This is a genomic window from Paenilisteria portnoyi (assembly GCF_014322795.1).
Lineage (GTDB): Bacteria > Bacillota > Bacilli > Lactobacillales > Listeriaceae > Listeria_A > Listeria_A portnoyi.
Genome location: NZ_JAASTT010000004.1, coordinates 138,327 through 161,778, shown reverse-complemented (window position 1 = coordinate 161,778; position 23,452 = coordinate 138,327). Strand labels below are relative to the sequence as shown.

27 protein-coding genes and 1 other annotated feature are annotated in these 23,452 nt (G+C 41.0%); all 27 genes read left to right on the top strand.

Features of this window, described 5'->3' with window-relative positions:
• Positions 1-61 precede the first annotated feature (61 nt).
• Positions 62-1,135, top strand: coding sequence for a PIN/TRAM domain-containing protein (locus HCJ66_RS04785; protein WP_187132100.1), 1,074 nt, complete (start codon positions 62-64; stop codon positions 1,133-1,135).
• 24 nt (positions 1,136-1,159) lie between these two features.
• Positions 1,160-1,855 carry a 2-C-methyl-D-erythritol 4-phosphate cytidylyltransferase gene (ispD, locus tag HCJ66_RS04780; protein ID WP_187132099.1) on the top strand — a complete coding sequence of 232 codons (696 nt, stop codon included), beginning with the start codon at positions 1,160-1,162 and terminating at the stop codon, positions 1,853-1,855.
• Entirely contained in the window at positions 1,852-2,325 is a 474-nt protein-coding gene (gene ispF / locus HCJ66_RS04775) for a 2-C-methyl-D-erythritol 2,4-cyclodiphosphate synthase (RefSeq protein WP_036060199.1), read from the top strand. Before ispD ends, ispF begins: the two co-directional genes overlap by 4 nt.
• Before the next feature lie 13 nt (positions 2,326-2,338).
• The gene (gene gltX, locus HCJ66_RS04770) at positions 2,339-3,811 is read left to right on the top strand and encodes a glutamate--tRNA ligase (RefSeq protein WP_187132098.1); all 1,473 of its coding nucleotides are present in this window, start codon (positions 2,339-2,341) and stop codon (positions 3,809-3,811) included.
• 119 nt (positions 3,812-3,930) lie between these two features.
• Entirely contained in the window at positions 3,931-4,413 is a 483-nt protein-coding gene (locus HCJ66_RS04765; protein WP_187132097.1) for a GNAT family N-acetyltransferase, read from the top strand.
• Between the two features lie 120 nt (positions 4,414-4,533).
• Positions 4,534-4,917 (top strand): hypothetical protein, encoded by a 384-nt coding sequence (locus HCJ66_RS04760; RefSeq protein ID WP_187132096.1) that lies wholly within the window; start codon positions 4,534-4,536, stop codon positions 4,915-4,917.
• 74 nt (positions 4,918-4,991) lie between these two features.
• On the top strand, positions 4,992-5,798 hold the full coding sequence (locus HCJ66_RS04755) for a hypothetical protein (RefSeq protein ID WP_187132095.1): 807 nt from the start codon (positions 4,992-4,994) through the stop codon (positions 5,796-5,798).
• Positions 5,795-7,249 carry a hypothetical protein gene (locus HCJ66_RS04750; RefSeq protein ID WP_187132094.1) on the top strand — a complete coding sequence of 485 codons (1,455 nt, stop codon included), beginning with the start codon at positions 5,795-5,797 and terminating at the stop codon, positions 7,247-7,249. Before HCJ66_RS04755 ends, HCJ66_RS04750 begins: the two co-directional genes overlap by 4 nt.
• Positions 7,250-7,261: 12 nt before the next feature.
• Entirely contained in the window at positions 7,262-7,900 is a 639-nt protein-coding gene (locus HCJ66_RS04745; protein WP_187132093.1) for an ABC transporter ATP-binding protein, read from the top strand.
• Between the two features lie 528 nt (positions 7,901-8,428).
• A complete protein-coding gene (cysE, locus tag HCJ66_RS04740) occupies positions 8,429-9,061 on the top strand; it encodes a serine O-acetyltransferase (RefSeq protein WP_187132092.1) in 633 nt (210 codons plus the stop codon).
• On the top strand, positions 9,058-10,476 hold the full coding sequence (gene cysS / locus HCJ66_RS04735) for a cysteine--tRNA ligase (RefSeq protein ID WP_187132091.1): 1,419 nt from the start codon (positions 9,058-9,060) through the stop codon (positions 10,474-10,476). Before cysE ends, cysS begins: the two co-directional genes overlap by 4 nt.
• A 3-nt stretch (positions 10,477-10,479) precedes the next feature.
• A complete protein-coding gene (locus HCJ66_RS04730; protein ID WP_181677740.1) occupies positions 10,480-10,878 on the top strand; it encodes a Mini-ribonuclease 3 in 399 nt (132 codons plus the stop codon).
• 15 nt (positions 10,879-10,893) lie between these two features.
• On the top strand, positions 10,894-11,643 hold the full coding sequence (gene rlmB / locus HCJ66_RS04725; RefSeq protein WP_187132090.1) for a 23S rRNA (guanosine(2251)-2'-O)-methyltransferase RlmB: 750 nt from the start codon (positions 10,894-10,896) through the stop codon (positions 11,641-11,643).
• Positions 11,644-11,645: 2 nt separating this feature from the next.
• On the top strand, positions 11,646-12,158 hold the full coding sequence (locus tag HCJ66_RS04720; RefSeq protein WP_187132089.1) for an NYN domain-containing protein: 513 nt from the start codon (positions 11,646-11,648) through the stop codon (positions 12,156-12,158).
• Between the two features lie 86 nt (positions 12,159-12,244).
• Positions 12,245-12,865 (top strand): RNA polymerase factor sigma-70, encoded by a 621-nt coding sequence (locus tag HCJ66_RS04715; protein WP_281384387.1) that lies wholly within the window; start codon positions 12,245-12,247, stop codon positions 12,863-12,865.
• A 156-nt stretch (positions 12,866-13,021) separates the two neighbouring features.
• Complete coding sequence (rpmG, locus tag HCJ66_RS04710; RefSeq protein WP_077912489.1) at positions 13,022-13,171, top strand: 50S ribosomal protein L33; 150 nt, start codon at positions 13,022-13,024, stop codon at positions 13,169-13,171.
• A 20-nt stretch (positions 13,172-13,191) separates the two neighbouring features.
• Positions 13,192-13,371, top strand: coding sequence for a preprotein translocase subunit SecE (gene secE / locus HCJ66_RS04705; RefSeq protein WP_036071365.1), 180 nt, complete (start codon positions 13,192-13,194; stop codon positions 13,369-13,371).
• Positions 13,372-13,522: 151 nt separating this feature from the next.
• A complete protein-coding gene (gene nusG, locus HCJ66_RS04700; RefSeq protein ID WP_036094394.1) occupies positions 13,523-14,056 on the top strand; it encodes a transcription termination/antitermination protein NusG in 534 nt (177 codons plus the stop codon).
• A 174-nt stretch (positions 14,057-14,230) separates the two neighbouring features.
• Positions 14,231-14,719 carry an Imm63 family immunity protein gene (locus HCJ66_RS04695; RefSeq protein ID WP_187132088.1) on the top strand — a complete coding sequence of 163 codons (489 nt, stop codon included), beginning with the start codon at positions 14,231-14,233 and terminating at the stop codon, positions 14,717-14,719.
• A 396-nt stretch (positions 14,720-15,115) separates the two neighbouring features.
• Positions 15,116-15,772 (top strand): hypothetical protein, encoded by a 657-nt coding sequence (locus HCJ66_RS04690; protein WP_187132087.1) that lies wholly within the window; start codon positions 15,116-15,118, stop codon positions 15,770-15,772.
• 18 nt (positions 15,773-15,790) lie between these two features.
• Positions 15,791-16,360: a hypothetical protein gene (locus HCJ66_RS04685; protein ID WP_187132086.1), complete on the top strand. Its 570-nt coding sequence runs from the start codon at positions 15,791-15,793 to the stop codon at positions 16,358-16,360.
• A 189-nt stretch (positions 16,361-16,549) separates the two neighbouring features.
• Positions 16,550-16,975 (top strand): 50S ribosomal protein L11, encoded by a 426-nt coding sequence (gene rplK, locus HCJ66_RS04680; RefSeq protein WP_036060221.1) that lies wholly within the window; start codon positions 16,550-16,552, stop codon positions 16,973-16,975.
• Between the two features lie 175 nt (positions 16,976-17,150).
• Positions 17,151-17,840 carry a 50S ribosomal protein L1 gene (gene rplA, locus HCJ66_RS04675; protein ID WP_181677744.1) on the top strand — a complete coding sequence of 230 codons (690 nt, stop codon included), beginning with the start codon at positions 17,151-17,153 and terminating at the stop codon, positions 17,838-17,840.
• Positions 17,841-17,901: 61 nt separating this feature from the next.
• Positions 17,902-18,046 (top strand) — a sequence feature (ribosomal protein L10 leader region).
• 49 nt (positions 18,047-18,095) lie between these two features.
• The gene (gene rplJ / locus HCJ66_RS04670) at positions 18,096-18,596 is read left to right on the top strand and encodes a 50S ribosomal protein L10 (RefSeq protein ID WP_187132085.1); all 501 of its coding nucleotides are present in this window, start codon (positions 18,096-18,098) and stop codon (positions 18,594-18,596) included.
• A gap of 79 nt (positions 18,597-18,675) precedes the next feature.
• Positions 18,676-19,044, top strand: a complete 369-nt coding sequence (rplL, locus tag HCJ66_RS04665) for a 50S ribosomal protein L7/L12 (protein WP_036088149.1) — start codon at positions 18,676-18,678, stop codon at positions 19,042-19,044.
• Between the two features lie 231 nt (positions 19,045-19,275).
• Positions 19,276-19,887, top strand: a complete 612-nt coding sequence (locus tag HCJ66_RS04660; RefSeq protein WP_187132084.1) for a class I SAM-dependent methyltransferase — start codon at positions 19,276-19,278, stop codon at positions 19,885-19,887.
• A gap of 151 nt (positions 19,888-20,038) precedes the next feature.
• Positions 20,039-23,308, top strand: coding sequence for a type II CRISPR RNA-guided endonuclease Cas9 (gene cas9 / locus HCJ66_RS04655; RefSeq protein WP_187132083.1), 3,270 nt, complete (start codon positions 20,039-20,041; stop codon positions 23,306-23,308).
• The last annotated feature ends 144 nt before the right edge of the window (positions 23,309-23,452 follow it).

The following is a 23,452-nucleotide window of genomic DNA, read 5'->3' as shown; positions in this document are numbered from 1 at the left end:
TAAGTAGTGTAGAATGAAGAGGTATGAACATAATTAAAAAGATGGGAAAGGAGGAGAGATAATGCTGAAATGGGTCATTAGAATTTGTTTTATGATTATTGGCGGTACGATCGGCGTGATTAGTTTGCCTGAACTTTGGGAAGCTGTTGGTGTAGCTGATATTTTTGTCATTAATAATCCTTATACAGACGCTTTGGTTGGTGCACTTATATTTTATCTTATTACTTTTTGGGCGGTGAAGTATGTTGTTGCTGCTCTGAACTGGTTGGAAAACGGGCTTACGAGCACTTCTAACACAGTGATTATTTATGGCGGTCTGGGGCTTATGATTGGTTTAGTGCTTGCTTTTTTTGCGGGAAATGCATTGACGCAGACAAAAATTCCACTTTTGAATTCGGTTGTGCCGATAATTCTGACGCTGGTGCTTGGGTATCTGGGCTTTCGGGTGGGGATTAGTAGGCGTGCGGACTGGGGCAATTTTTTTGCGACTCGTGGTGTGAAGAAGAAGACGCCGGAAGAAGTGAAGGATGAGGCTACGGCAGCGCGTGAGTATAAGATTTTGGATACGAGTGTGATTATCGATGGTCGTATTGCGGATATTTTAGCGACGGGTTTTCTTGATGGGACGATTGTGATTCCGTTGTTTGTTTTGGCGGAGTTGCAGCATATTGCGGATTCGTCGGATACTTTGAAGCGGACGCGTGGTCGTCGTGGATTGGATATTTTGAACCGATTGCAGAAAGAGGAATCGATCAAGGTCGAGATGTATGAGGGCGATTTTGAGGAGATTTCGGAAGTGGATAGCAAGCTTGTGAAATTGGCAAAAGTGATGCAAGGAAAAGTCGTGACGAATGATTATAATCTGAATAAAGTTTGTGAATTTCAGAATGTCGCGGTTTTAAATATTAATGACTTGGCGAATGCGGTGAAACCTGTCGTGTTACCAGGTGAGAAGATGACGGTTCTCGTTGTGAAGGATGGTAAGGAGCACAATCAAGGTGTGGCTTACTTGGATGATGGAACGATGATTGTTGTTGAGGATGGTCGCAAGTTTATTAATGATACGATTCAGGTGGAGGTAACGAGTGTGTTGCAGACTTCTGCTGGTCGGATGATTTTTGCAAAACCGGCTTAATTTGGACTTTAGGAGTAATGCTTGATGAAATATGAATTGATTCTTTTGGCCGCGGGTCAGGGAAAACGGATGGAATTGGGACGGAATAAAATGTGGTTGGAACTTTCGGGGCATGTTTTGTTTTTGCATACGATTCGGACGTTTTTAGAGGATGATGCTTGTTGCCGAATTGTGGTTGTGGTCAAGGAAGATGAGCTTGCGTATGTGCAGGCGATGATTGATGCGCTTCATGTGGAAAAGGAGATTTTGATTGTGATGGGAGGCTCGGAGCGGCAGTATAGTGTGGCGAAGGGGCTCGCGGAATGTGGTCAAATGGCGGATGTTGTGTTGGTGCATGATGGGGCGCGTCCTTTTGTGGATCAGGGGATGATTGATCGGTTGTTGGATGACATTGCTGTGCACGGCGCGACGATTTGTGGGATGCCTGTGAAGGATACGATGAAACGGGTGCGTGATGGCATGGTGGAAGAGACGATTGATCGCTCGGTGTTATGGCAAGTGCAGACACCGCAGGCTTTTCGGACGGAGATTTTGAAACGGGCACACAAGGTTGCACACGAGGCGGATTTTCTTGGCACGGATGAGGCGAGTCTTGTGGAACGGCTTGGTGTGACGGTTCATATGGTTGAGGGCAGTTACAATAATATCAAGGTAACGACGCCTGAGGATGTTGCTTTTGCGGAAGCGATTTTGCAGGAGAAATGGAGGAATCGGGTATGATTCGAGTGGGGCAAGGGTACGATGTGCACCAATTAGTGGAAGGCCGCAAGTTGATTATTGGCGGGATTGAGATTCCGTATGAGAAAGGTTTGCTGGGACACAGTGACGCGGACGTGTTGTTGCATACGGTGACGGACGCGGTGATTGGTGCTGTTGGTAAACGTGATATTGGTCATTTTTTTCCGGATACGGATATGGCTTATAAGGATGCGGATTCGGCGGAGTTGTTGCGTGTTGTTTGGGCGGAGATTGAGGCGGATGGCTATAAGTTGGGCAATATTGATTGCACGATTATAGCGGAAAAACCGAAGATGGCGCCTTATGTGGACGCGATGAAAGTTCGAATTGCGGAGCTTTTGCACGCGACGCCAGAACAGGTGAACGTGAAGGCGACGACATCGGAAAAATTAGGATTTACAGGTCGTGGCGAGGGTATTGCAAGCCTTGCTGTTGTACTTTTAGAAAAATAAAGGAGTGGTAAATATGAGTGAAGCTAAAAAGGTGCGCGTTCGTTATGCGCCAAGTCCGACGGGGCATTTGCATATTGGGAATGCGCGTACGGCGTTATTTAATTATTTGTTTGCAAGACATAATGATGGGGATTTCGTGATTCGCATTGAGGATACGGATTTGAAAAGAAACATCGAGAACGGGGAGTCGAGCCAGCTTGAGAATTTGGCGTGGCTTGGTATGGATTGGGATGAAGGCGTGGATAAGGGCGGTAAATATGGTCCGTATCGCCAAAGTGAACGTCAAGATTTATACAACCCGCTGATTGAGCAAATTGTGGCGGAAGGCAAGGCGTATAAGTGTTATTGTACGGCTGAGGAGCTGGAAGCGGAGCGCGAGGAGCAAAAAGCGAACAGCATGATGCCTCGTTATAGCGGGAAATGTCGTCATTTAACGAATGAACAGCGCGCGGAGAAAGAGGCGCAAGGTCTTGAGCCAAGTATTCGTTATGCGGTACAACCGGGCAAGACGTATACATTTAATGATATGGTAAAAGGCGATGTATCGTTTGAATCAGATGGTATTGGTGACTTTGTTATCGTGAAAAAAGACGGAATTCCGACGTATAATTTTGCAGTAGCGATTGATGATTATTTGATGGAAATGACGCATGTGTTGCGTGGTGACGATCATATTTCGAATACGCCGAAGCAGTTGATGATTTATGAAGCGTTTGGTTGGGAGCCGCCTGTATTTGGACATATGACGCTGATTGTGAATGAAAGCAAGCGTAAATTGAGTAAGCGTGATGAGTCGATTATTCAGTTTATTGAGCAGTATAAAGATTTAGGCTATTTACCAGATGCGTTGTTTAACTTTGTGGCGATGCTTGGTTGGTCACCGGAGGGCGAAGAGGAGATTTTCTCGAAAGACGAGTTTATCAAAATTTTCGATCCGAAGCGGTTGTCGAAATCGCCGGCGTTGTTTGATACGCATAAGTTGACGTGGGTGAATAACCAATACGTGAAGAAATTAGATTTGGATCAAGTGGTGAATTTGAGCTTACCGCATTTAGTGAAAGCAGGCGTTGTTTCGGCTACGGCTGACGCGGATGAGCTAGCTTGGGTTCGTAAACTTGTAGCGCTTTATCACGAGCAAATGAGTTATGGCGCGGAAATCGTGGAACTTTCGGCGATGTTCTTTACGGATGACGTGGCGTTTGATGCGGAAGAGAAGGAAGTTCTTGCGGGAGAGCAGGTTCCTGAGGTTCTAGCGGCGTTTAAGGAAGAGATGGCGACGATTGAGCCGTTTGCTGCGGATGAAGTGAAGGCTGCGATTAAACGTGTGCAAAAAGCGACAGGCGCGAAAGGTAAGGGTTTGTTTATGCCAATTCGTATTGCTGTTACTGGCGAGATGCACGGTCCGGAATTACCGCAATCAATTGAAGTTTTAGGACGCGAAAAAGTCGTGAACCGTTTAGAAAATCGTTTGAAGGAAGCTAAATAGTATTTTTGAGAGAGGCTTATCCATTTTTGTGGGTAGGTCTTTTTTTCGATGAATTGGTTGGGAATGTTGTATAATAGGAATATTCAGAAGGATAGAAAATCAGCGTTGGGGGTAGGAAGATGACGGAGAAGGTATTGCAGTTTAGGTATGCGGTGGAGGAAGATGTGCCGCTTGTTTTGGCGTTTATTAGGGAATTGGCGGAATATGAGGAGATGCTGGATCAGGTAGTGGCTACGGAAGAGTTGCTGCGGGAATGGCTTTTTGAAAAGGCGAAGGCAGAGGTTATTATTGGGGAATATGATGGGGAAGCGGTTGGGTTTACGCTGTTTTTCCACAATTTTTCGACATTTCTTGGTCGAGCGGGTATTTATTTGGAGGACTTGTATGTTCGGCCAGCTGTGCGCGGGAAGGGATTTGGGAAGGCGTTTTTGAAGCGGTTGGCGGAGATTGCGGTGGAGCGTGGGTGTGGCCGTTTGGAATGGTGGTGCTTGGATTGGAATCAGTCGAGCATTGATTTTTATTTGGCGATGGGCGCGGAGCCGATGGAGGATTGGACGGTGTATCGGGTTGCTGGGGATACGCTTGTTGAATTGGCGAAATGAAGTAAAAAGATGGTCTATTTGACTTGTTTATTCATTTTAATGGAATTCGATTGACATTTATTAGATTACATAGTATTATTTTAATGAAAGATAAATACAGAGGAATAGGGAAGATTAACAATGAAGAAAATGATTGCAGCAACTTTAGTACTTGGTTTTCTAGGGGTGTTTACTGTTTCAGGTTTTGTAAATGCTGGAACAACTAAGGTGAACTACAGTACCACGGTTGGGAAACTTAATGGAAGCGGTTATACTGGCTATCAAGCAAAAACAACGGCGGGTACAAAAGCAGATCTTTACTCTTTAAAAACTGGGAATTATAACGTAGATGTGAGAACGACTTCTTCGGGGTCGAATGGAACTTGGTCGAGAGATGTTAATAATGCTACGACAAGACAATTATCCAACAGTCATAATAAAGGGACTAATGTGAGATTACAATTTAGTAATGATATTACTACCACTGTAAATGTTCAGGCTAGCGGTAGCTGGCGTTCAAATTAATAATTATAATATGAATGAAAACTTATTGATTATAATATCAATAAGTTTTCTTAATCTGATGGGAGCAGACAATAATGAAGTTGATTTTAACAGAGATGAAGAAAAGTCTGGATAAAAAAATAATAATAATATCAGGGATACTAATTTTTGTTCCTATGATATATACTTTTGTAAATTTAAAAAAATATGATTATTCTGATTGGCTAAGTGTGTACGCCAATACTGTAGGTGGGATTTTAGCATTACTATTTCCTCTAATTGTGTCATTTTTATATCTTATTTATTTTCATGAAAAGTTATCTAAAAGATTTATTGTCTATACTCGAACAAGGCGTGATATTAAAAAGACTGTTAAAATAAGTATAATTACAAATGTGTGCCTCGTTTTTAGTGTTGTTTTTCTAATGATGTTTATACCTTTTATTTTTTATGTATACATAGAACCTATTTTGGGAATAATTAAGTATGTTCCTGAAAATTCTTATTTGTTTACAGCTGCTGATATTTTGAAAGCTCAAATTGATCAGTACGCTTTTACGCAGCTTATTGGGGTTTCGCCGTTTTTTTATGGTTTTGTTTACTCCATTTGGGTAGCTATTAACGGTGTATTGTGGTCGCTAGTAACTTTTTACTTAACGCTGATTTTAAATAATGTTTTTCTAGGCATTTCTATTCCGTTTGTTGTTTATGAAGTTATGAATTTTGTTTGTGCTATGCTAGGCTTTCCACAGTATTCATCTATGATAGCGATTTTCCCTTTTAATATTGGTCAACTTTCCTTTTGGGACCCATTTGTTCCGTTTGTGATTCTTGTGGCAGTAGTTACGGGGATGGTGCTTTATGTTCATAAGAATGTAAGTAGAATGGATAGCTTGTTATGACAATTTTTAAGGAGATTCAGAAAGATTTTTTAACGTGGAAATACATAGTTATTTTCGTGGTGATGGTTGCCTACGCGTATTATGTTAGATTGATATTGCCCTTGCTACAGATGGAAAGCTTTTTTGAGACCGTGGTGACGATTGTAAGTGATCCGTACTTGTTTCTTTATTTTATTTTTCCCGTTTGGTTGTTTTTGTTTTATAAAATGCTTCTGACTAAAAAATATCCAGAATATATTATCAGATGGGAAAGTAGTCTAAGCTGGGCGTTGGATATTGTGAGACGTTCGCAAGTATATACTGTTTGTTTGGTGTTTCTTTTGTTACTGGCAGGAATAAGTACGTCATTGACGAGTGTTTTTTCTCTTTATTGGCGTGTGGACGTCACTTCTGTTCGGAGTGGTGAGATTATTTTTTCACTAATGGAATTTGTTAATTATCCATTTCTAGCGCTAATGGGACAATTGATATTTTACTGGATATTTTTTTCAATTACTGCTTTTGTATTAGCGACTTGCTTTGCTTTTTTTGAGAAGAAATGGGTGATTTCGAGTGTAATGCTGTTCCTTCTTCTTTACATGGGAATCGGTTTTAAACTGTTGCCCGCATCATGGGGAATTGTTAATTTGAGTAACTATGTGTTTTTATATCATTCGGTAGCTAGTTATCCGCATTTGGTAGTTCCGTTGCTCGTCATGATAGGCGTTGTTACGGCTTGTACGGTTCTGCTGATGTTATTTGATAGAAAATCGATTCGTATTTCAAGTAGATGTGTGCCATTTATTTTATATGTAATACTAGTTTTGCTAGGCCTGTTTTTATTTCCTGGTATTTCTCAAGCTAGCTCATTAAATGAGTATGTGATGATGATTTTCTGGGGAGTTTCAAAAGAGGGATTCACAATGATGTCATATTCTTATTATGTGATTGTGTTCTTGGGTTTGCTGTATTTGATGTTGTTACGTTGGGAAGAAATATTTGAAAAACAAACATATTATCGAATAATTCGGCATACAGGTTTGATAAAGTGGTTCGTCAAATTTTTTCGACCGTATGTTGTGTTAGTTTTTGGGACAATGTCAGGACTTTTAGTAGTTAGTTATTTGGCGTACTTTATAATGAATGGAAAATGGGATGTGATTTCTTTTTCTATTTCGTATCAAGTAGTGGTCAATGGTTTTCTTCAAGTGTTGGTATATATGTTATTGCTATTTATCATCTATTGGTATGCGGGCAATATTAACAATACTTTAGCCGGATTGGGAATTATTTTGGCGTTTGTTTTGCCGATTTTTAATATAGGTTACTGGATGCCTTTTGGATTGAATTCGGTAGGTTATTTGGTGGAAGGGCTCAATATTTTCATGATTACGTTGAAGTTAGGTATATATGTAGTTGTGGAATTTATAATTATTCTTTGCCTATTAATAAAGAAGGACATTAAATTTTGAGGAGATATGATGATGAGTTTGATTGAGCTAAAGAATGTATCGAAAACATTTAAGGGGTATACGATTTTTGATGATGTCAGTGTGGCGTTTGAAGAAGGCAAGTGTTACGGTATTATGGGGCCAAATGGTTCTGGGAAATCGGTTCTGTTCAAGATGATGTGCCAGTTTGTTAAACCAGATGTAGGTGAGGTTTCGATTGACTCGAGATTTTTGGATAGTAAGGCCAGATTTCCTAAGGATTTCGGTATCATCATTGACCGTCCAGGTTATATTCCGAATAAGACTGGATTTGAGAATTTAAAAGAACTAGCAAGTATCAAAAATGATATTTCTGACGATAAAATTGAAGAGGTAATGAGACAAGTGAATCTTGATCCTAATTTAAAACAGAAAATGAAAAATTACTCTCTTGGTATGAAGCAAAAGATTAGTATCGCACAAGCCATTATGGAAGATCAGTCGGTATTGATTTTAGATGAGCCTTTTAATGGATTGGATATTTCTGGTGTGGAGACGGTGCGCGCTATTTTATTGGGTTTGAAGAAACGGGGAAAGACGATTATTTTAACGAGTCATAATAAAGAGGATTTGGATATTCTTTGTGATGCTGTTTTTTTGATTGATCAGTATAAAATTATTCCTAGGATTTAGTGGGATATTTTTAATGACGGTGGGCGTGCTTATGTGGTATAATGGCTCTTAATAAGTTAAAATGTTGATGAGAAGAAGTAGGAAATATGGCGGCTTAATAGAGAGAGCTACGAAGGCTGGAAGTGGCTTAGCGCGCGTATTCTGAAATGCATCTCGGAATCTTTGCGGGAAAATTGGAGTATCGCAAAGCGGTGACTGACCGTTATTCAATTGAGATAGGTTTAGTGATAGGTTCTTAACGTGAGATATGAATGGCACGCCCGACTTCTTTAAAAGGAAGGGAGCGCCGGCTGGTGTTTTCACGCGAATCGAGCGAAAGCGTTTGAGTGGATTAACCGCTCACCTTGTTCGCGCTTATATTGGTACTGTAACTCATTACATTTCGAACAGTACCAACAATGCGAACGCTTGTCGCCGATTACTAGGAATGGACCGCTAAATCTGAATCAGAGTGGAACCACGTGAAGACGTCTCTGTTGAGGGGTCTTTTTTTGCGTTTTAATTCGGAGTAGATAAGGGGGGATTACAATGGCTAGTCGCATGAAAGAGGATATGAAGTCGGTGTTGGAGAATGATCCGGCGGCGCGCGGGTATGTGGATGCGTTTTTGAATTATCCGGGATTGCACGCGATTTGGTGGCATCGATTTGCGAAATTTTTTTACAGGCACGGGATGGTTGTTTTTTCGAAGTGGTTGTCGCAGGTGGCTCGGTTTTTGACGAATGTGGAGATTCATCCGGGGGCAACGATTGGACGGCGTTTATTTATCGATCATGGGGCTGGGATTGTAATCGGTGAAACGGCGGAGATTGGCGATGATGTGGTACTTTTTCATGGGGTGACGCTTGGTGGAACGGGGAAACATAAGGGGAAACGCCATCCTACGGTGAAAAATGGGGCGCTGATTTCGGCGGGCGCGAAAATTCTTGGGCCAATCACGATTTGTGAGAATGCTAAAGTTGGTGCTGGTGCGGTGGTTATCAAGGATGTACCGCTGGGCGCAACGGTTGTTGGTGTTCCTGCAAAAGTGGTGCGCTTGAATGGGCGTGTGACGCAGCATACGGAGCCGCAAGTCGCGGATCTCAAGCGCAGGCTTTCTGAAATAGAAGTGGCATTGGAGAAATTGAAAAATAATACACAAAAAGGAGAAGATGAACAATGACTTTGCAAATTTTTAATACATTGTCTCGTGAGAAGGAGGCATTCACGCCGCTGGAAGATGGGAAGATCAAGATGTATGTTTGTGGGCCGACTGTTTATAACTATATTCATATTGGGAATGCGCGGCCGATTATTGTGTTTGATACGGTGCGTCGTTATTTGACATATCGCGGATTTGATGTGAATTTTGTGTCGAATTTTACGGATGTGGATGATAAGTTGATTCGCGCGGCGCATGAGTTGGAGCTTACGGTGCCTGAGGTTGCGGAGCGCTTTATTGGGGCTTATTTTGAGGATGTGCATCAGTTGAATGTCCGGGATGCGAATGTGCACCCTCGTGTGACGCAGGATATGGATGATATTATTGCGTTTATTAATGCACTGATTGAGAAGGATTATGCGTATGAATCGGCGGGCGACGTGTATTTCCGTACGAAGCGGTTTAAGGAGTATGGCAAATTGTCGCAGCAACCGTTGGATGAATTGCAGCATGGGATTCGTGTGGAGGCGAATGATCGCAAGGAGGATCAGCTTGATTTCACGTTGTGGAAGGCGGCTAAACCTGGTGAGATTTCGTGGGAAAGTCCTTGGGGAGCGGGGCGTCCGGGCTGGCATATTGAATGTTCGGCGATGGCTCGTAAATACCTTGGAGACACGATTGATATTCATGCGGGTGGGCAAGATTTGATTTTCCCGCATCATGAGGATGAGATTGCGCAGTCGGAGGCGCTTACGGGCAAGCCGTTTGCGAATTACTGGATGCATAATGGTTATATGAATATTGATGGAGAAAAAATGTCGAAGTCGCTGGGGAATTTTATTACGTTGCATGAGGTTTTGGAAAAGCATAATGCGAATGTGGTGCGGTTTTTCATGCTGTCTGTGCATTATCGTCGACCGATTTCTTATAGTGAGGCGTTGCTTCTGGATGCGGAAAATGGTTTGGATCGGCTGCGGACGGCGTATCAAAATGTGGATCATCGGATTCAGGTGGCGGAAGAGGATTATTCTGGGACGCCGGAAGAGGATGATTGGCTGGAGCAATTGACGGAGTTGATGCATCAGTTTGAGGACGAGATGGATGATGATTTTAATACGGCGAACGCGATATCGGTCTTTTTCGAATTGGCAAAACGGGCGAATATCTATTTGACGAATGAGCGGATTTCGATTACGGTTTTGCGTGAGTTTTTAGGGATGATGACGTTGTTCGCGGATGTGCTTGGATTTAAGTTGGATGTGGATGCGGCGGATCATAGTTTGACGGAGGGAGAGGTTGAGGATTTGATTGAGGAGCGGATTCAGGCGCGGAATGAGCGTGATTTTGCGAGATCGGATGAGATTCGTGATATGTTGAAGGAAAAGCAGATTATTTTGGAAGATACGGCTCAAGGTACGCGCTGGAAAAGGGGTTAATGGATGGCGATTGTGAAGGATTATAAACAGCTAAATGGCCTGGCGCTTGCTTATATGGGTGACTCGGTGTATGAACGTCATATTCGCGAGTTGCTGCTGGCGGAAGGTAAGACGAAGCCGAATCAGCTACACAAAACGGCGACGCAATACGTTTCGGCGAAAGCGCAGGCTTATATTTTACAGGCGATGTATGCGGATGGCTTTTTGACGGAGGAAGAGGACCGGATTGCAAAGCGCGGCCGGAATGCGAAGTCTCATAGTGTGCCGAAAAATACGGATTTGCAGACATACAGTTTGTCATCGGCTTTTGAAGCGGTGATTGGTTATTTATATTTGGGTGGCGAATCGGAGCGCTTGAACGAGTGGCTGGATTTGGCGACAGAAATTATTAAAGCAAAATAAGGAGGAAATGGCAAAATGGAGCAAGATCAAGAGTGGATTGCTGGGCGAAATCCAGTGAGTGAAGTATTGAAATCAGAGCGTGATATCCATAAAATTCTCATCGCGGAAGGTTCGCAAAAGGGAAGTATGCAACAGATTATTGGCGCGGCAAAGGAACGCAAAATTCAAGTGCAAATCGTGCCGAAATCAAAAATCGATAAATTAGTAGAGGGCTCGCATCAAGGGGTAGCGGCGCAAGTGGCGGCTTATCAGTATGCAGAATTAGATGATCTGTTTGCGAAGGCGGAAGAACGCGCAGAAATGCCATTTTTCATGATTTTAGATGAGTTGGAGGATCCGCATAATTTGGGATCTATCATGCGTACGGCGGATGCGGTTGGGGCGCACGGAATTATTATACCGAAACGACGCGCGGTTGGCCTGACACAAACGGTTGCGAAGGCTTCAACGGGTGCAATCGAGCATATTCCGGTGGTGCGTGTGACGAATATTACCCGTACAATGGAAGATTTGCAGAAGCGTGGATTGTGGATTTTTGGTACGGATGCGAGTGGTAGCAGTGATTACCGGACGATGGACGCGAATATGCCTCTTGCTTTAGTGATTGGTAGCGAAGGTTTTGGAATGAGCCGTCTTGTTCGCGAAAAATGTGATTTTCTTGTCCATTTACCAATGCGTGGCGCGGTAACTTCGCTAAATGCATCGGTCGCGGCGAGCGTATTAATGTACGAGATTTATCGCAAACGTCTGCCGCTCGGTGAATAGAGATGAATCGCGTTTTGCTAGTGGATGGGTACAATGTTATTGGGGCATGGCCTGAACTAGCGCGTTTGAAAGCTGGAGATTTAGAGTCAGCGCGCAATCAACTGGTGGAGTGGATGGCGGAATACCAGAGTTACACTGGATACCGAGTGGTTGTTGTGTTTGACGCTCAATACGTCCGTGCTAAAGAACGCAAATATAAGAAAAATAAAGTTGAGATTGTGTTTACAAAAGAAGATGAAACGGCAGACGAATATATTGAACAAAAAGCAATCGAATACAAAAATGTCAAAACGCAAGTCATGGTTGCGACGAGTGATTATACGGAACAATGGGCGATTTTTGGGCAAGGAGCTTTACGGATTTCGGCGCGTGAATTAGTTTTTGAAATTAAGGAAATGGCCCATCAAGTTACCCGCAAAGTGAAGCAAATCCAAGAAAATCAGCCTAAAACAGGTCTAAATATCGATTTTGAGACAATTCAGGCCTTAGAAAAGCTACGAAGAGGCCGAAAATAGTCATTGACTAGCGCTCGCTAACCCTTGTATAATGGGATTTACAAGGAAGTACGAAGCGTGACAAAGGAGGCTTTCTGATAGTTCCATTGAAAACAAATGACAGTAAACAAGCAGAGATGAAAATGTTGCAGCTTGCTAGATCGGGCGATACAGAGGCCATTGAACATTTTTTTAAGGCATATCAGTCTATCATTTATTGGAAAGCTACACAGTATTTTTTGCAAGGGGCAGAGCGTGATGACCTGATTCAGGAGGGGATGATTGGTCTGTTCAAAGCGATTCGGGATTATAAAGAAGATCGGGAAGCTTCATTTCGTTCGTTTGCGGAGATTTGCATTAATCGGCAAATATTATCAGCGGTGAAGCGTTCGATGCGTCAGAAGAATTATGCGCTCAATAGCTCGGTTTCCATTGATACACCAGTAGAAGACGGTGATGCGATTGACTGGACACTACTCGATGTTATTTCAGAAAAAGAAGCTATGACCCCAGAAGATTTCCTGATTCAGAATGAGAATTTAGCGGGCGTTGCGAAAAAACTGGAAAAAGTAACAAGTGAGTTCGAGCGAGAAGTCCTCTATCAATATTTAGAAGGAAAAAGCTATCAAGAAATGGCCGCGTACTTTAATAAAAAAGAAAAAGCGATTGATAATGCGATTCAGCGGGTAAAGAAAAAGATGATGAAGCAAGTGGATGAGTCATTGTGATTCTGTGGAGAGGTTGATCACCAAATCAGGATGATGTAGGCATTTTTTTCGGTCTTGACTCGAATCAGCATTTAATGGTATATTATTATAGATGTAAAGTGTTGAATGGAGAGTTCGGCGCTAAAAGCATAGAAATAAGCGGAGTTGATTGTGATTATGAAAAAGAAAACATCACTTGCCTGTTCAGAGTGTGGATCACGAAACTATTCCATTGGTGTCGGCGGTACAGCGCGAACAGAACGGTTAGAAGTGAAGAAATTTTGCAGACACTGTAATAAGCATACACTTCATCGCGAAACAAAATAGTGGGTTTGGAGGGGTATAAGATGTCAGCAGTTTCAAGGTTTTTCCGTAACGTAAAGTCTGAAATGAGCAAGGTTACATGGCCAACTGGTAAAGAGTTAAGAACGTATACAATCACTGTAATCATTGCCGTAGCTTGTATGGCTGTGTTCTTCATGGTTGTGGACTTTTTAATCGAGATGCTTATTCAGTTTATGCTATAATACTAGGCTTTTTTAACAAAGAATGCTATAATACAATTATTGAGATAGAACCCGAGACGTTTTTCGGGTTTTTTATTTTGGATAGTTTTTGTATCTGAAATTAATATCAAAAGGAGGATGACCCCAATTTGGTGGCGGTCAAATGAGACAAATGGATAAAAGTTGGTATGTTGTACACACTTATTCTGGCTATGAAAATAAAGTCAAAGCAAACCTTGAGAAACGTGTGGAATCAATGGGGATGTCGGACAAAATTTTCCGCGTTATGGTTCCCGAAGAAGAAGAAACGGAAGTGAAGAACGGTAAAACAAAAACATTGAAGCGTAAAGTTTTTCCGGGTTACGTGTTAGTTGAAATTATTATGACGGATGACTCTTGGTATGTGGTCCGAAACACGCCGGGGGTAACTGGTTTCGTTGGTTCAGCAGGGGCTGGCTCAAAACCGACAGCCCTACTTCCAGAAGAAGCAGATCGGATTCTGAAGAGCATGGGCATGAACGAACGACGTCAAGAAGCGGACTTCGAGCTTGGCGAAACAGTGATGGTCAAAGAAGGGCCATTTGCTGAATTCTCCGGTAAAGTAGAAGAAATCGACAACGATAAAGCAAAAGCGAAAGTCATGGTTAACATGTTCGGACGCGAAACACCGGTTGAAGTTGATTTCGACCAAATCGAAAGACTGTAAAACAAATGAGTTTCAGTCTAACTGCTGCCATTGTTTCAGCTCTTATCGTAGTCATCGGAATTATCGCAATGTTTATTTGCGGTTCCATCATATGGCGCGCATTAAAAAAATAATCAAGAGAGACTTGGATCAAACGCGTCCAGGTCTTTCTTTGTCTAAAGGAGGTTTTCGCGAATGTCGGTCAATGAGGAATACGCCAAGTCAATCTACCTACAACTAAAAAGCATCGCATCGCTTTATGATATTGATTTTCACCTCTACTTCAAAAGTTCAGGCGGATTTGGAGAGCTTTGCATGGATTGGAATGACGTGGACGGCTACCTTTTATACGGCGACGAACGCGGTGAAAGGCTTAGTTTGTTTAAAACGCAGGATTTCGACACCTTTAAATATGAAGTTTTTCTCCATCTAGCTTTTCGAATGGGTTTAGAATATGAATTAAAACACCGCGACCTCAGCTACATTCGCAAAAACGAAGACGATTTACAAGGCGACACTAGGAAAGTAGCGTTTGAAGAAACGATCAGGCTTCTAGCGACGATGGATAACGATTGGGCAGCGAAAGCCGCGCTACATTACACGGAATATCTCAACATGTGGCGCACTGAAAAGAACGTTACGTATGATTTTGAGACTGGAACATTTATTACAAAGAAGTTTTAAAGGTTAGCTGGACAAAGAAGCAAATGGTAAATTAGATGGGGTCTAAAAGAATATATCAAGTGGAGGATGTGCGAGAAAAGTTATTATCAATAATAGCGATGGATATTTGTGCTGTTAATTGTGAATGAAAAAGCGATAACCTATACAGTGTTTTTTTAGAAGTGCTGGAGAAGTTTATAGAAATGTAGTTTTAATTACAATATTATAGCGAGGTAGAAATGTAACTTTTGCTTGCTGAATCAAATTATTTTGAAATAGCAGTACTCACAGAGATAACTGTTAATAACGTAATTTAAATCCATTCAACTATTTTGTAATATATGTTGTTTTTTTACTTCCCTTGTGATAAGGTGAACTTAAGTGAGCGCTTACTACATAAGAGTGGAGATGATATTTATGAAAAAAGGGTATCTTGCATTGTTATTAGTTTTGGGTTTGTTTATTTCACCAATACAAGTAGGTGCGGCAGAGGTAAGTGATGAGGTTGGCGTTGAACAAAATACTGACTTAGGAAATGTTGACTGGGCTCAAGATGAGTTTGTAACGGAGGACGGGGCAGTTGTTGAAACAGTTACTTACAATGAAATGGTTCAAGCCATTGCAAAGAGAGAGAATGTAAACGAGAGTGATGTAACGGAGGTTATTACGCCGGAAACTGGGAGCGTTAGACTGTTAAAGGCTTCACCGTATTCCTACAAACATCTAACCAAAGAGGTGAGTATAGGCGGACTATGGAAGCCTAAGGTGGATGTTTACGTGCAAATGTGGTCGCAAGGTTCATTTAGACAATTTAATAAAGTGATTGATTATAATTTGGTACGTTCATGGATGGGGGTAACCAAACAATTTAGTGGTAAATTCACGGTGAAATTTATCAACAAAAACAATGTGTATTGGAGTATTAACGGAGATTTTTATGATAAGGGTACTACCAGTACATCGACATCAGTCACACTCAATGTTGGGTCAGTAGCTTCCATTAGTCATACAGTTTCAAAGGCATCCGCAGCGTATAAATATGTTTATACATATGGACACTTTTATGCCCAGTAAATTTTTGGAGGGGTTTGAATGAAGAAGAGTTACTTCCGAGTATTTAAACTATGTATTTTGGTATGTCTTATTTTGATGGTTGTTCCAAATGCGGCAACCGAAAAACCTATAGAAGCATCTGCAGAGACGAATTTGCCGAAAACAGATATTGCAGTTTTGGGTAGTGATGTTTCGAACTCGGCATACTTTGATTATGATTACTTAAAGTTTGGTGAGAGTAGTAAGCAAAAGATAGAAAAGTATGATGCCTTGTTTATTACTGCAGATTTTTTTAAGAATGTAGATATAGAAAAATTACGAGCCTTTTTGAAAAATCTGGACCTTCCAATAGTATTTATAGGATTTGCTGATAAGGGAACAGCTGCCTTTATGAATTCCACAGTGAGCAAATCAGAAATGTACTTAGAAGGGGCGCTAGACACGCAGATGTTGTCCTATTTTAATGAAAATGAATATGCTGGCTTTGCTGCTCCTGATTTTAAGAAAGAATCACAGAAACGCTTGAACAACGCGATTCAACTGGCAAATGAAGCGGGGTCATTATCTGAATGGAATGATTTAGAAACGATGATTTGGTCTGAAGAGTGAGAAGTCTGAAGTCAGCATAAAAGCATGCTGACTTTTTATATTGCGAAGGATTTGAAAAAACACAAAAAAATCTTGCAATCCCTCGCGCTTAGTGTTATTCTATATGAGGTACAATTTGTACTTTTTAACGTGGGAGGGGAAATGATTAACCCCATTAAACCACATCACGGACTTAAGGAGGTGTGTCTCGTGGCTAAAAAAGTAATCAAAGAGGTAAAATTGCAAATTCCAGCAGGTAAAGCTAATCCAGCTCCACCAGTTGGTCCAGCACTAGGTCAAGCGGGTGTTAACATTATGGGATTCTGTAAGGAATTCAATGCGCGCACAAGCGATCAAGCTGGTCTAATTATTCCTGTTGTGATTTCTGTGTATGAAGATCGTTCTTTCACATTCATCACTAAAACTCCGCCAGCAGCAGTCTTGCTTAAAAAAGCAGCTAAAGTTGAAAAAGGATCAGGTGAACCGAACCGTAATAAAGTTGCGGTTGTGAAACGTGCTCAAGTACAAGAAATCGCTGAACTAAAAATGCCAGATCTAAACGCAGCAAGTGTTGAATCTGCAATGCGTATGGTTGAAGGTACTGCGCGCAGCATGGGTATTACGATCGAAGACTAATACCAATCATGTATTACGCGTATCAGGAATAAGAAAAAGAACAACTGAACGAAGCGGGTCGAACCGTTTATCATATTAGAGTAATACGTTCATCTTTTCTTATTTCAAATCAGATTTCGGTCTGATTTACGTGGGAGGAAATTCCGATATAACCACAGAATAGGAGGAAAAAAGAATGGCTAAGAAAGGTAAAAAGTATCAAGATGCTGTAAAGCTTATCGATACTGAGAAAGCTTATTCCGTTGAAGAAGCTGTCGAACTTGCTCAAAAAGCAGACTTCGCTAAATTCGATGCAACTGTTGAAGTAGCATTTCGTTTAGGCGTTGACCCTAAAAAAGCAGATCAACAAATCCGCGGCGCTGTTGTACTTCCGAATGGAACAGGTAAAACACAACGCGTATTAGTATTTGCGAAAGGCGAAAAAGCAAAAGAAGCTGAGGCTGCTGGCGCTGATTTCGTTGGAGAAGGCGATTACGTAACTAAAATTAATCAAGGTTGGTTTGATTTTGACGTTATCGTTGCAACACCTGATATGATGGGTGAAGTTGGTAAATTAGGCCGTGTCTTAGGACCAAAAGGTTTAATGCCAAACCCTAAAACAGGAACAGTAACAATGGACGTAACAAAAGCAGTGAACGAAATCAAAGCTGGTAAAGTAGAATACCGCGTTGACAAGTCTGGTAATGTCCACACTGCGATTGGTAAAGTATCATTTGATGCTGCTAAGCTGGTTGAGAACTTCCGTACTATTAACGATGTTCTTCAAAAAGCGAAACCTGCTGCGGCTAAAGGAGTATATGTAAAAAACGTAACCGTTACAACTACATTTGGTCCTGGTGTCAAAGTAGATCCATCTTCATTCTAAGTTTTTCTTAGAAATGAACTTGACGGCGTTGTGCTATTTTGGTAGAATAACAAAGTCGAAACAAAACAGAATATCCTAACCGTAGACAGCAGGCGCGTCTTGTACGCTTAAATTCGCCCGCCGAGGATTTTGTAAAGTTAGTTCCATTGTGAAGCTGACTTGTGAACCCCTCACGTCTACGGTGTGAGGGGTTTCTTATATGCTTTGAGTCGTTTTTTCGGCTTAAAACAATCATGATGGAGGTGGAAAACAAAGATGAGTACAATTTTAGAATTGAAACAAGGTGCTGTTAATGAAATCACTACGAAATTCAAAGACAGTGCTTCTACAGTAATCGTTGACTATCGCGGTTTAACAGTTGCTGAAATCACCGAATTACGTAAACAATTACGTGAAGCTGGTATTGATTTTAAAGTATACAAGAACTCGTTAATGCGTCGTGCTGCTGAAGCTGCTGGCTTGGAAGGCTTGAACGAAGTATTGACAGGTCCTAGCGCTATCGCTTTCAGTAATGAAGACGTTGTTGCTCCTGCTAAAATCATTAATGAATTTGCAGAGAAACATGAAGCACTAGAAATTAAAGCTGGTATCATCGAAGGTAAAGTATCTTCTGTTGAAGATGTTAAAGCTCTTGCTTCTCTACCATCACGCGAAGGCCTACTTTCTATGCTGCTTAGCGTACTTCAAGCTCCAGTTCGTAACTTGGCACTTGCAACAAAAGCTGTTGCAACTCAAAAAGAAGAACAAGGCGCTTAATTTTCAACCCGGTGAATTTTCACCAACAACCAAATCGGCATAGACCGAAAAAATTATATTATAATGGAGGAATTTCAAAATGGCTTTAAACATTGAAGAAATCATTGCTTCCGTAAAAGAAGCAACTGTACTAGAATTAAATGACTTAGTAAAAGCAATCGAAGAAGAATTTGGCGTAACTGCTGCTGCTCCTGTAGCTGCTGGTGCTGCTGCTGGTGGCGCTGCTGCTGAAGAGCAAACTGAATTCACAGTAGAACTAGCTTCTGCTGGAGATCAAAAAATCAAAGTTATCAAAGTGGTTCGTGAAATCACTGGTCTTGGCTTGAAAGAAGCTAAAGAAGTTGTAGATAACGCTCCTAAAGCTCTTAAAGAAGGCGTTACTAAAGAAGAAGCAGACGAAATCGTTGCTAAACTTGAAGAAGTTGGCGCTAACGTAGCTGTTAAGTAAGAAAAGTTGAACGTGCCCGTCAGCCTTGACAGAATTTGTTAGAGTAATGATTGAATGTTCATTTCATCCACAACTCATATTGAGGTTCTAAGGAATCACAAAACGCTTCCAAAGAACCACAACAAATTTCCGAGAGGCTAGCGTATGGAACTAGACACGGAGAGCACCAAATTAGCCTTACGCTGATCTTGGCGCTCTTCGTTTTTTTATACATAGAAAGGTGGCAGAAATATGAGCAACAAACACTATTATACGAAAAATAGCGATCTCAATCATAATCGCAAAACCTGGAGTTTCGAACTACGAGGAAACTCAATCAAATTCATCAGCGACTCTGGCGTTTTCTCCAAAACAACGGTTGATTTCGGTTCGCGTCTCTTGATCGAGAGTTTTGAAGCAAGTAATCCATCTGGAAAAATGCTCGATGTTGGTTGCGGCTATGGTCCAATTGGTCTTGCTTTTGCGAAGAGTTATCCCGAGGCGCGAATTGATATGATTGATGTGAACGACCGCGCTTTGGAACTATCAGCAGAGAATGCGGCGAATAATGGCTTGGCGAATGTTCGTGTGTTTGAGAGCTCGGTGTATGACGGCGTGGTAGATCGCGATTATACGGATATTATTAGTAATCCTCCCATTCGTGCAGGCAAAAAAATAGTTCATGAGATTCTGTCTGGAAGCTTCGAGCGATTGAAAACTGGTGGAAGCTTATGGATTGTGATTCAGAAAAAACAAGGCGGACCTTCTGCTGCTGCGAAAATGGAAGAGGTTTTCGGGAATGTGGAAGTGGTTGCGAAGGATAAGGGATATTTTATTTATCGGAGTGTGAAAGAAGTATACTAGTTCGGCGAAGCTACTATTTTGAAAAAGATGGCGGCTTTTTTTATGGATTTTAATATACTACAAGGAATATTATGGTGAAATAGATTCAAATGTGATACAATTAACAGGATGAATGGCAGTTAAAAATTAACGGAATAAGGAGAACTTACATATGGCAGATTTAATATTAGGATTAGATATTGGTATCGCTTCAGTGGGTTGGGGAATTATTGATGGTAGCAATGGAGAAATTGTTGATGCAGGGGTACGTTTATTTAATAGTGCAGCAGCGTCGCAAAATGAAGAGCGTAGAGATGCAAGAGGAGCAAGGCGCCTAACTAGAAGAAAAAAACATCGTCGTGAGCGGATTGCTAAATTGCTAGTTGGTGCAGGAATAAAGGAACCGATTATTCGTGATGATTATAATCCTTATGCACTGAGGGTGAAGGGTTTGCAAGAACGTCTCAGTCCAGAAGAATTGTATGTCGCGCTGTTTCACTTAGCGAAGCGTCGTGGAATTTCTTACCTGGATGATGTTGATGAGAGCGAAGTAAAAGGCAATTTGAAAATTAATGCAGATTTATTAAAAGAACAGCATCCGTGTGAAATTCAGTTGGAACGTTTTCTGACATATGGAAAAGTACGGGGGCTTATCGAAGTTCCTAGCGAGGATGGCGCAGAAACATCACAGACTCTTGTTAATATTTTCACGACATCAGCATACGAAATGGAAGCGCGAACAATCATAGCTAAGCAAGCTGAATTTTATCCGAAATTGAATGCGGAATTTCGGCAAGAATATACGAGTATCTTGACTGGCAAGCGGAAATATTATGACGGACCGGGTAGTGAGAACTCCAGAACAGACTATGGACGTTTTAAAACAGATGGAACGACATTGAAAAATCTTTTTGAAATACTGATTGGAAAGTGCAGTGTTTACCCAGAGGAATTACGAGCAGCAAGAGCTTCTTACACTGCGCAAGAATTCAATGTGTTGAACGATTTGAATAACCTACGAATCAGTAGTTTGGAAGATGAACGGTTAAATAAGGAGCAAAAAGAAGAGATTATTTCTGAAGTTTTAGACAGTAAAGATTTTGGATCTGCAAAAATGATGAAACTAATTGCGAAAGTTGCTAGCTGCCCTGAAAGCGACATAAAAGGGTATCGGATTGATAAAAAAGAAAAGCCGGAATTCCATACATTTGAGATATATCGTAAAATCCAAAAAGCAGCACTAACAGCTGGAATCGTGGATCAACAGCTCTCGCGAGAAACGTATGATAAATTAGCGCACATTTTGACATTAAATACAGAAGCATCTGAAATTCGCAATCAAATAAAAGATGGTGGGCTTGAAATAAGCGAGGAAATGATGGAAGTTTGTATTGCGTTGAAAAAGAAAGGGAGCTTCTCTACCAAATGGCACGCACTCTCGTTAAAAGCGATGAATGAAATGATTCCAGAATTGTATGCTACCTCGAAAAATCAGATGCAGATTATTCATGAACGCGGTCTTCATCAAGATAAGAAAGCGCATTTTGCGGATCATAAGTACATCCCTGTGGAAAAAATTTTGGAAGATATTTATAACCCTATTGCGAAGCGTTCCATTCGCCAATCTTTAAACATCGTAAACAAAACTTTAAAAACATACGGTGAATTCTCATCTATTGTAGTCGAATTACCACGTGACTATATTTCAAGTGATGAAGAGAAAAAAGAGCTGCAAAAAATGCAAAAGAAAAATGAAGATGAAAAGAAAAATGCGATAATGCGAGCGCAAATGGATTATAGTTTCAAGGAAAGTGTTTTTCATAATCATAAAGAACTGGCGACGAAATTACGATTATGGTACCAGCAGCAACAGCGCTGTATTTATAGTGGAAAAACTATTTCTGTTGTCGATTTAGTGCAGAAGCCTAGTCTCTTTGAAATCGATCATGTTATTCCGCAATCCATATCTCTTGATGACGGCTTAAATAATAAAGTGCTTTGCTATAAAGATGAAAACCAACAGAAAGGCCAGCGTTCACCATTTCAATACTACAAAAACAAAAGTGGGGGATGGGAATTCCTGCAATTTAAACAGTTTGTTCTGGAGTTATACAAGGATGGAAGAGGAACGATTAGCCGGACCAAAAAAGAATTATTGCTAATGGAAGATGACATTAATAAGTGGGAAGTTCGCCGTGGTTTCATAGCGCGCAATCTAGTCGATACACGCTATGCTTCGCGAGTGGTTTTGAATAGCTTGGAGGATTTCTTTGAGGCTCATGGACGCAATACAAAAGTAAAAGTTGTTCGTGGGAAATTTACGGCACAACAAAGACGCAAATGGAATATTCACAAGGACCGAAATGAGAGCTATTCACACCATGCATTGGACGCTCTGGTGATTGCGGCAACGGATCGAATGAAACTGTGGGAAAAAGCATCATTTTATACTGTGACGCAAGCCGGATATGCAGTTGATATGGAGACAGGAGAAATTTTACCAAAACTCAAGGAAGAAGAATTCTTGGAGTTGACCAGCGCTCCGCCAGTGGATAATTTTAAAAACCAGCTTCAAAATATAAAGGCGAAAATTAAGTATTCGCATATGGTTAGTAAGAAGTCAAATCGTAAAATAAGCGATGCGACAATCTATTCTACGCGGAGTGTCGATAATAAAGAGATGGTTGTGGGAAAGATTAAGAATATATACGATGATACCTCATACTCGCAATTTAAGAAGCGTTACGATAAAAATAAGGAGCAATTTTTGATGTATCAGCATGACCGTCGAACATTTGCGATTTTAGAAGAAGTGATGACCACCTATCCAGATGTTAAAAATCCTTTCGCAGCATATAAGAAAGAATATGGAGCTATTCAGAAATATAGTAAGAAAGGGACGGGGCCGGCAATCTATGATTTAAAGTATATTGACGGTACGTTGGGGCAACATATTGATGTAAGTGACAAAAATAAAGTAGCGGTGCCTAAAGATAAAAAAGTAGTATTGTTGTCAATCGCGCCGTATCGAGCAGATGTCTTTTTTGATGAAGAGAAGAAGCAATTTGATGTAGTTGGAGTAAAGTATGCGGCTTTTGATTTTGGCAGTCGAGAGGGCTATAGTATTAATCAAGAAGTATATGGGAAATTACTTAAGGCTGAAAAAATTGGTGCAAATCATAAGTTCTTATTTTCCTTATATCGCGGGGATATTATTGAGTTTGGTGATGAAAATACCGTTCAAAAATATCGTTTTTGGTCAAGGAATGAAAGTGGGAAGAATCGGATAGAAGTAAAACCAATCGATATTCCAAATTATGAAAAACAAGCAATTGGGCTAAAGACGATAACAAGAAAGACAAGTATTTTCAACAAATACACAACCGATATTCTAGGGAATATATATTTAGCAAAACATGAAAAAGATCCACGTGAAAAATAAAACAATAAACTATTGACGTATTATATTGTGGGAGGTATAATATGGTTAGCAAGGACGCTTGCTACAGTAGCTAAAATTCTGAGAACCTACTGAAATAAGGCTTTATGCCGAAATCAGCTCTCCCAATTAATTGGGAGAGCTTTT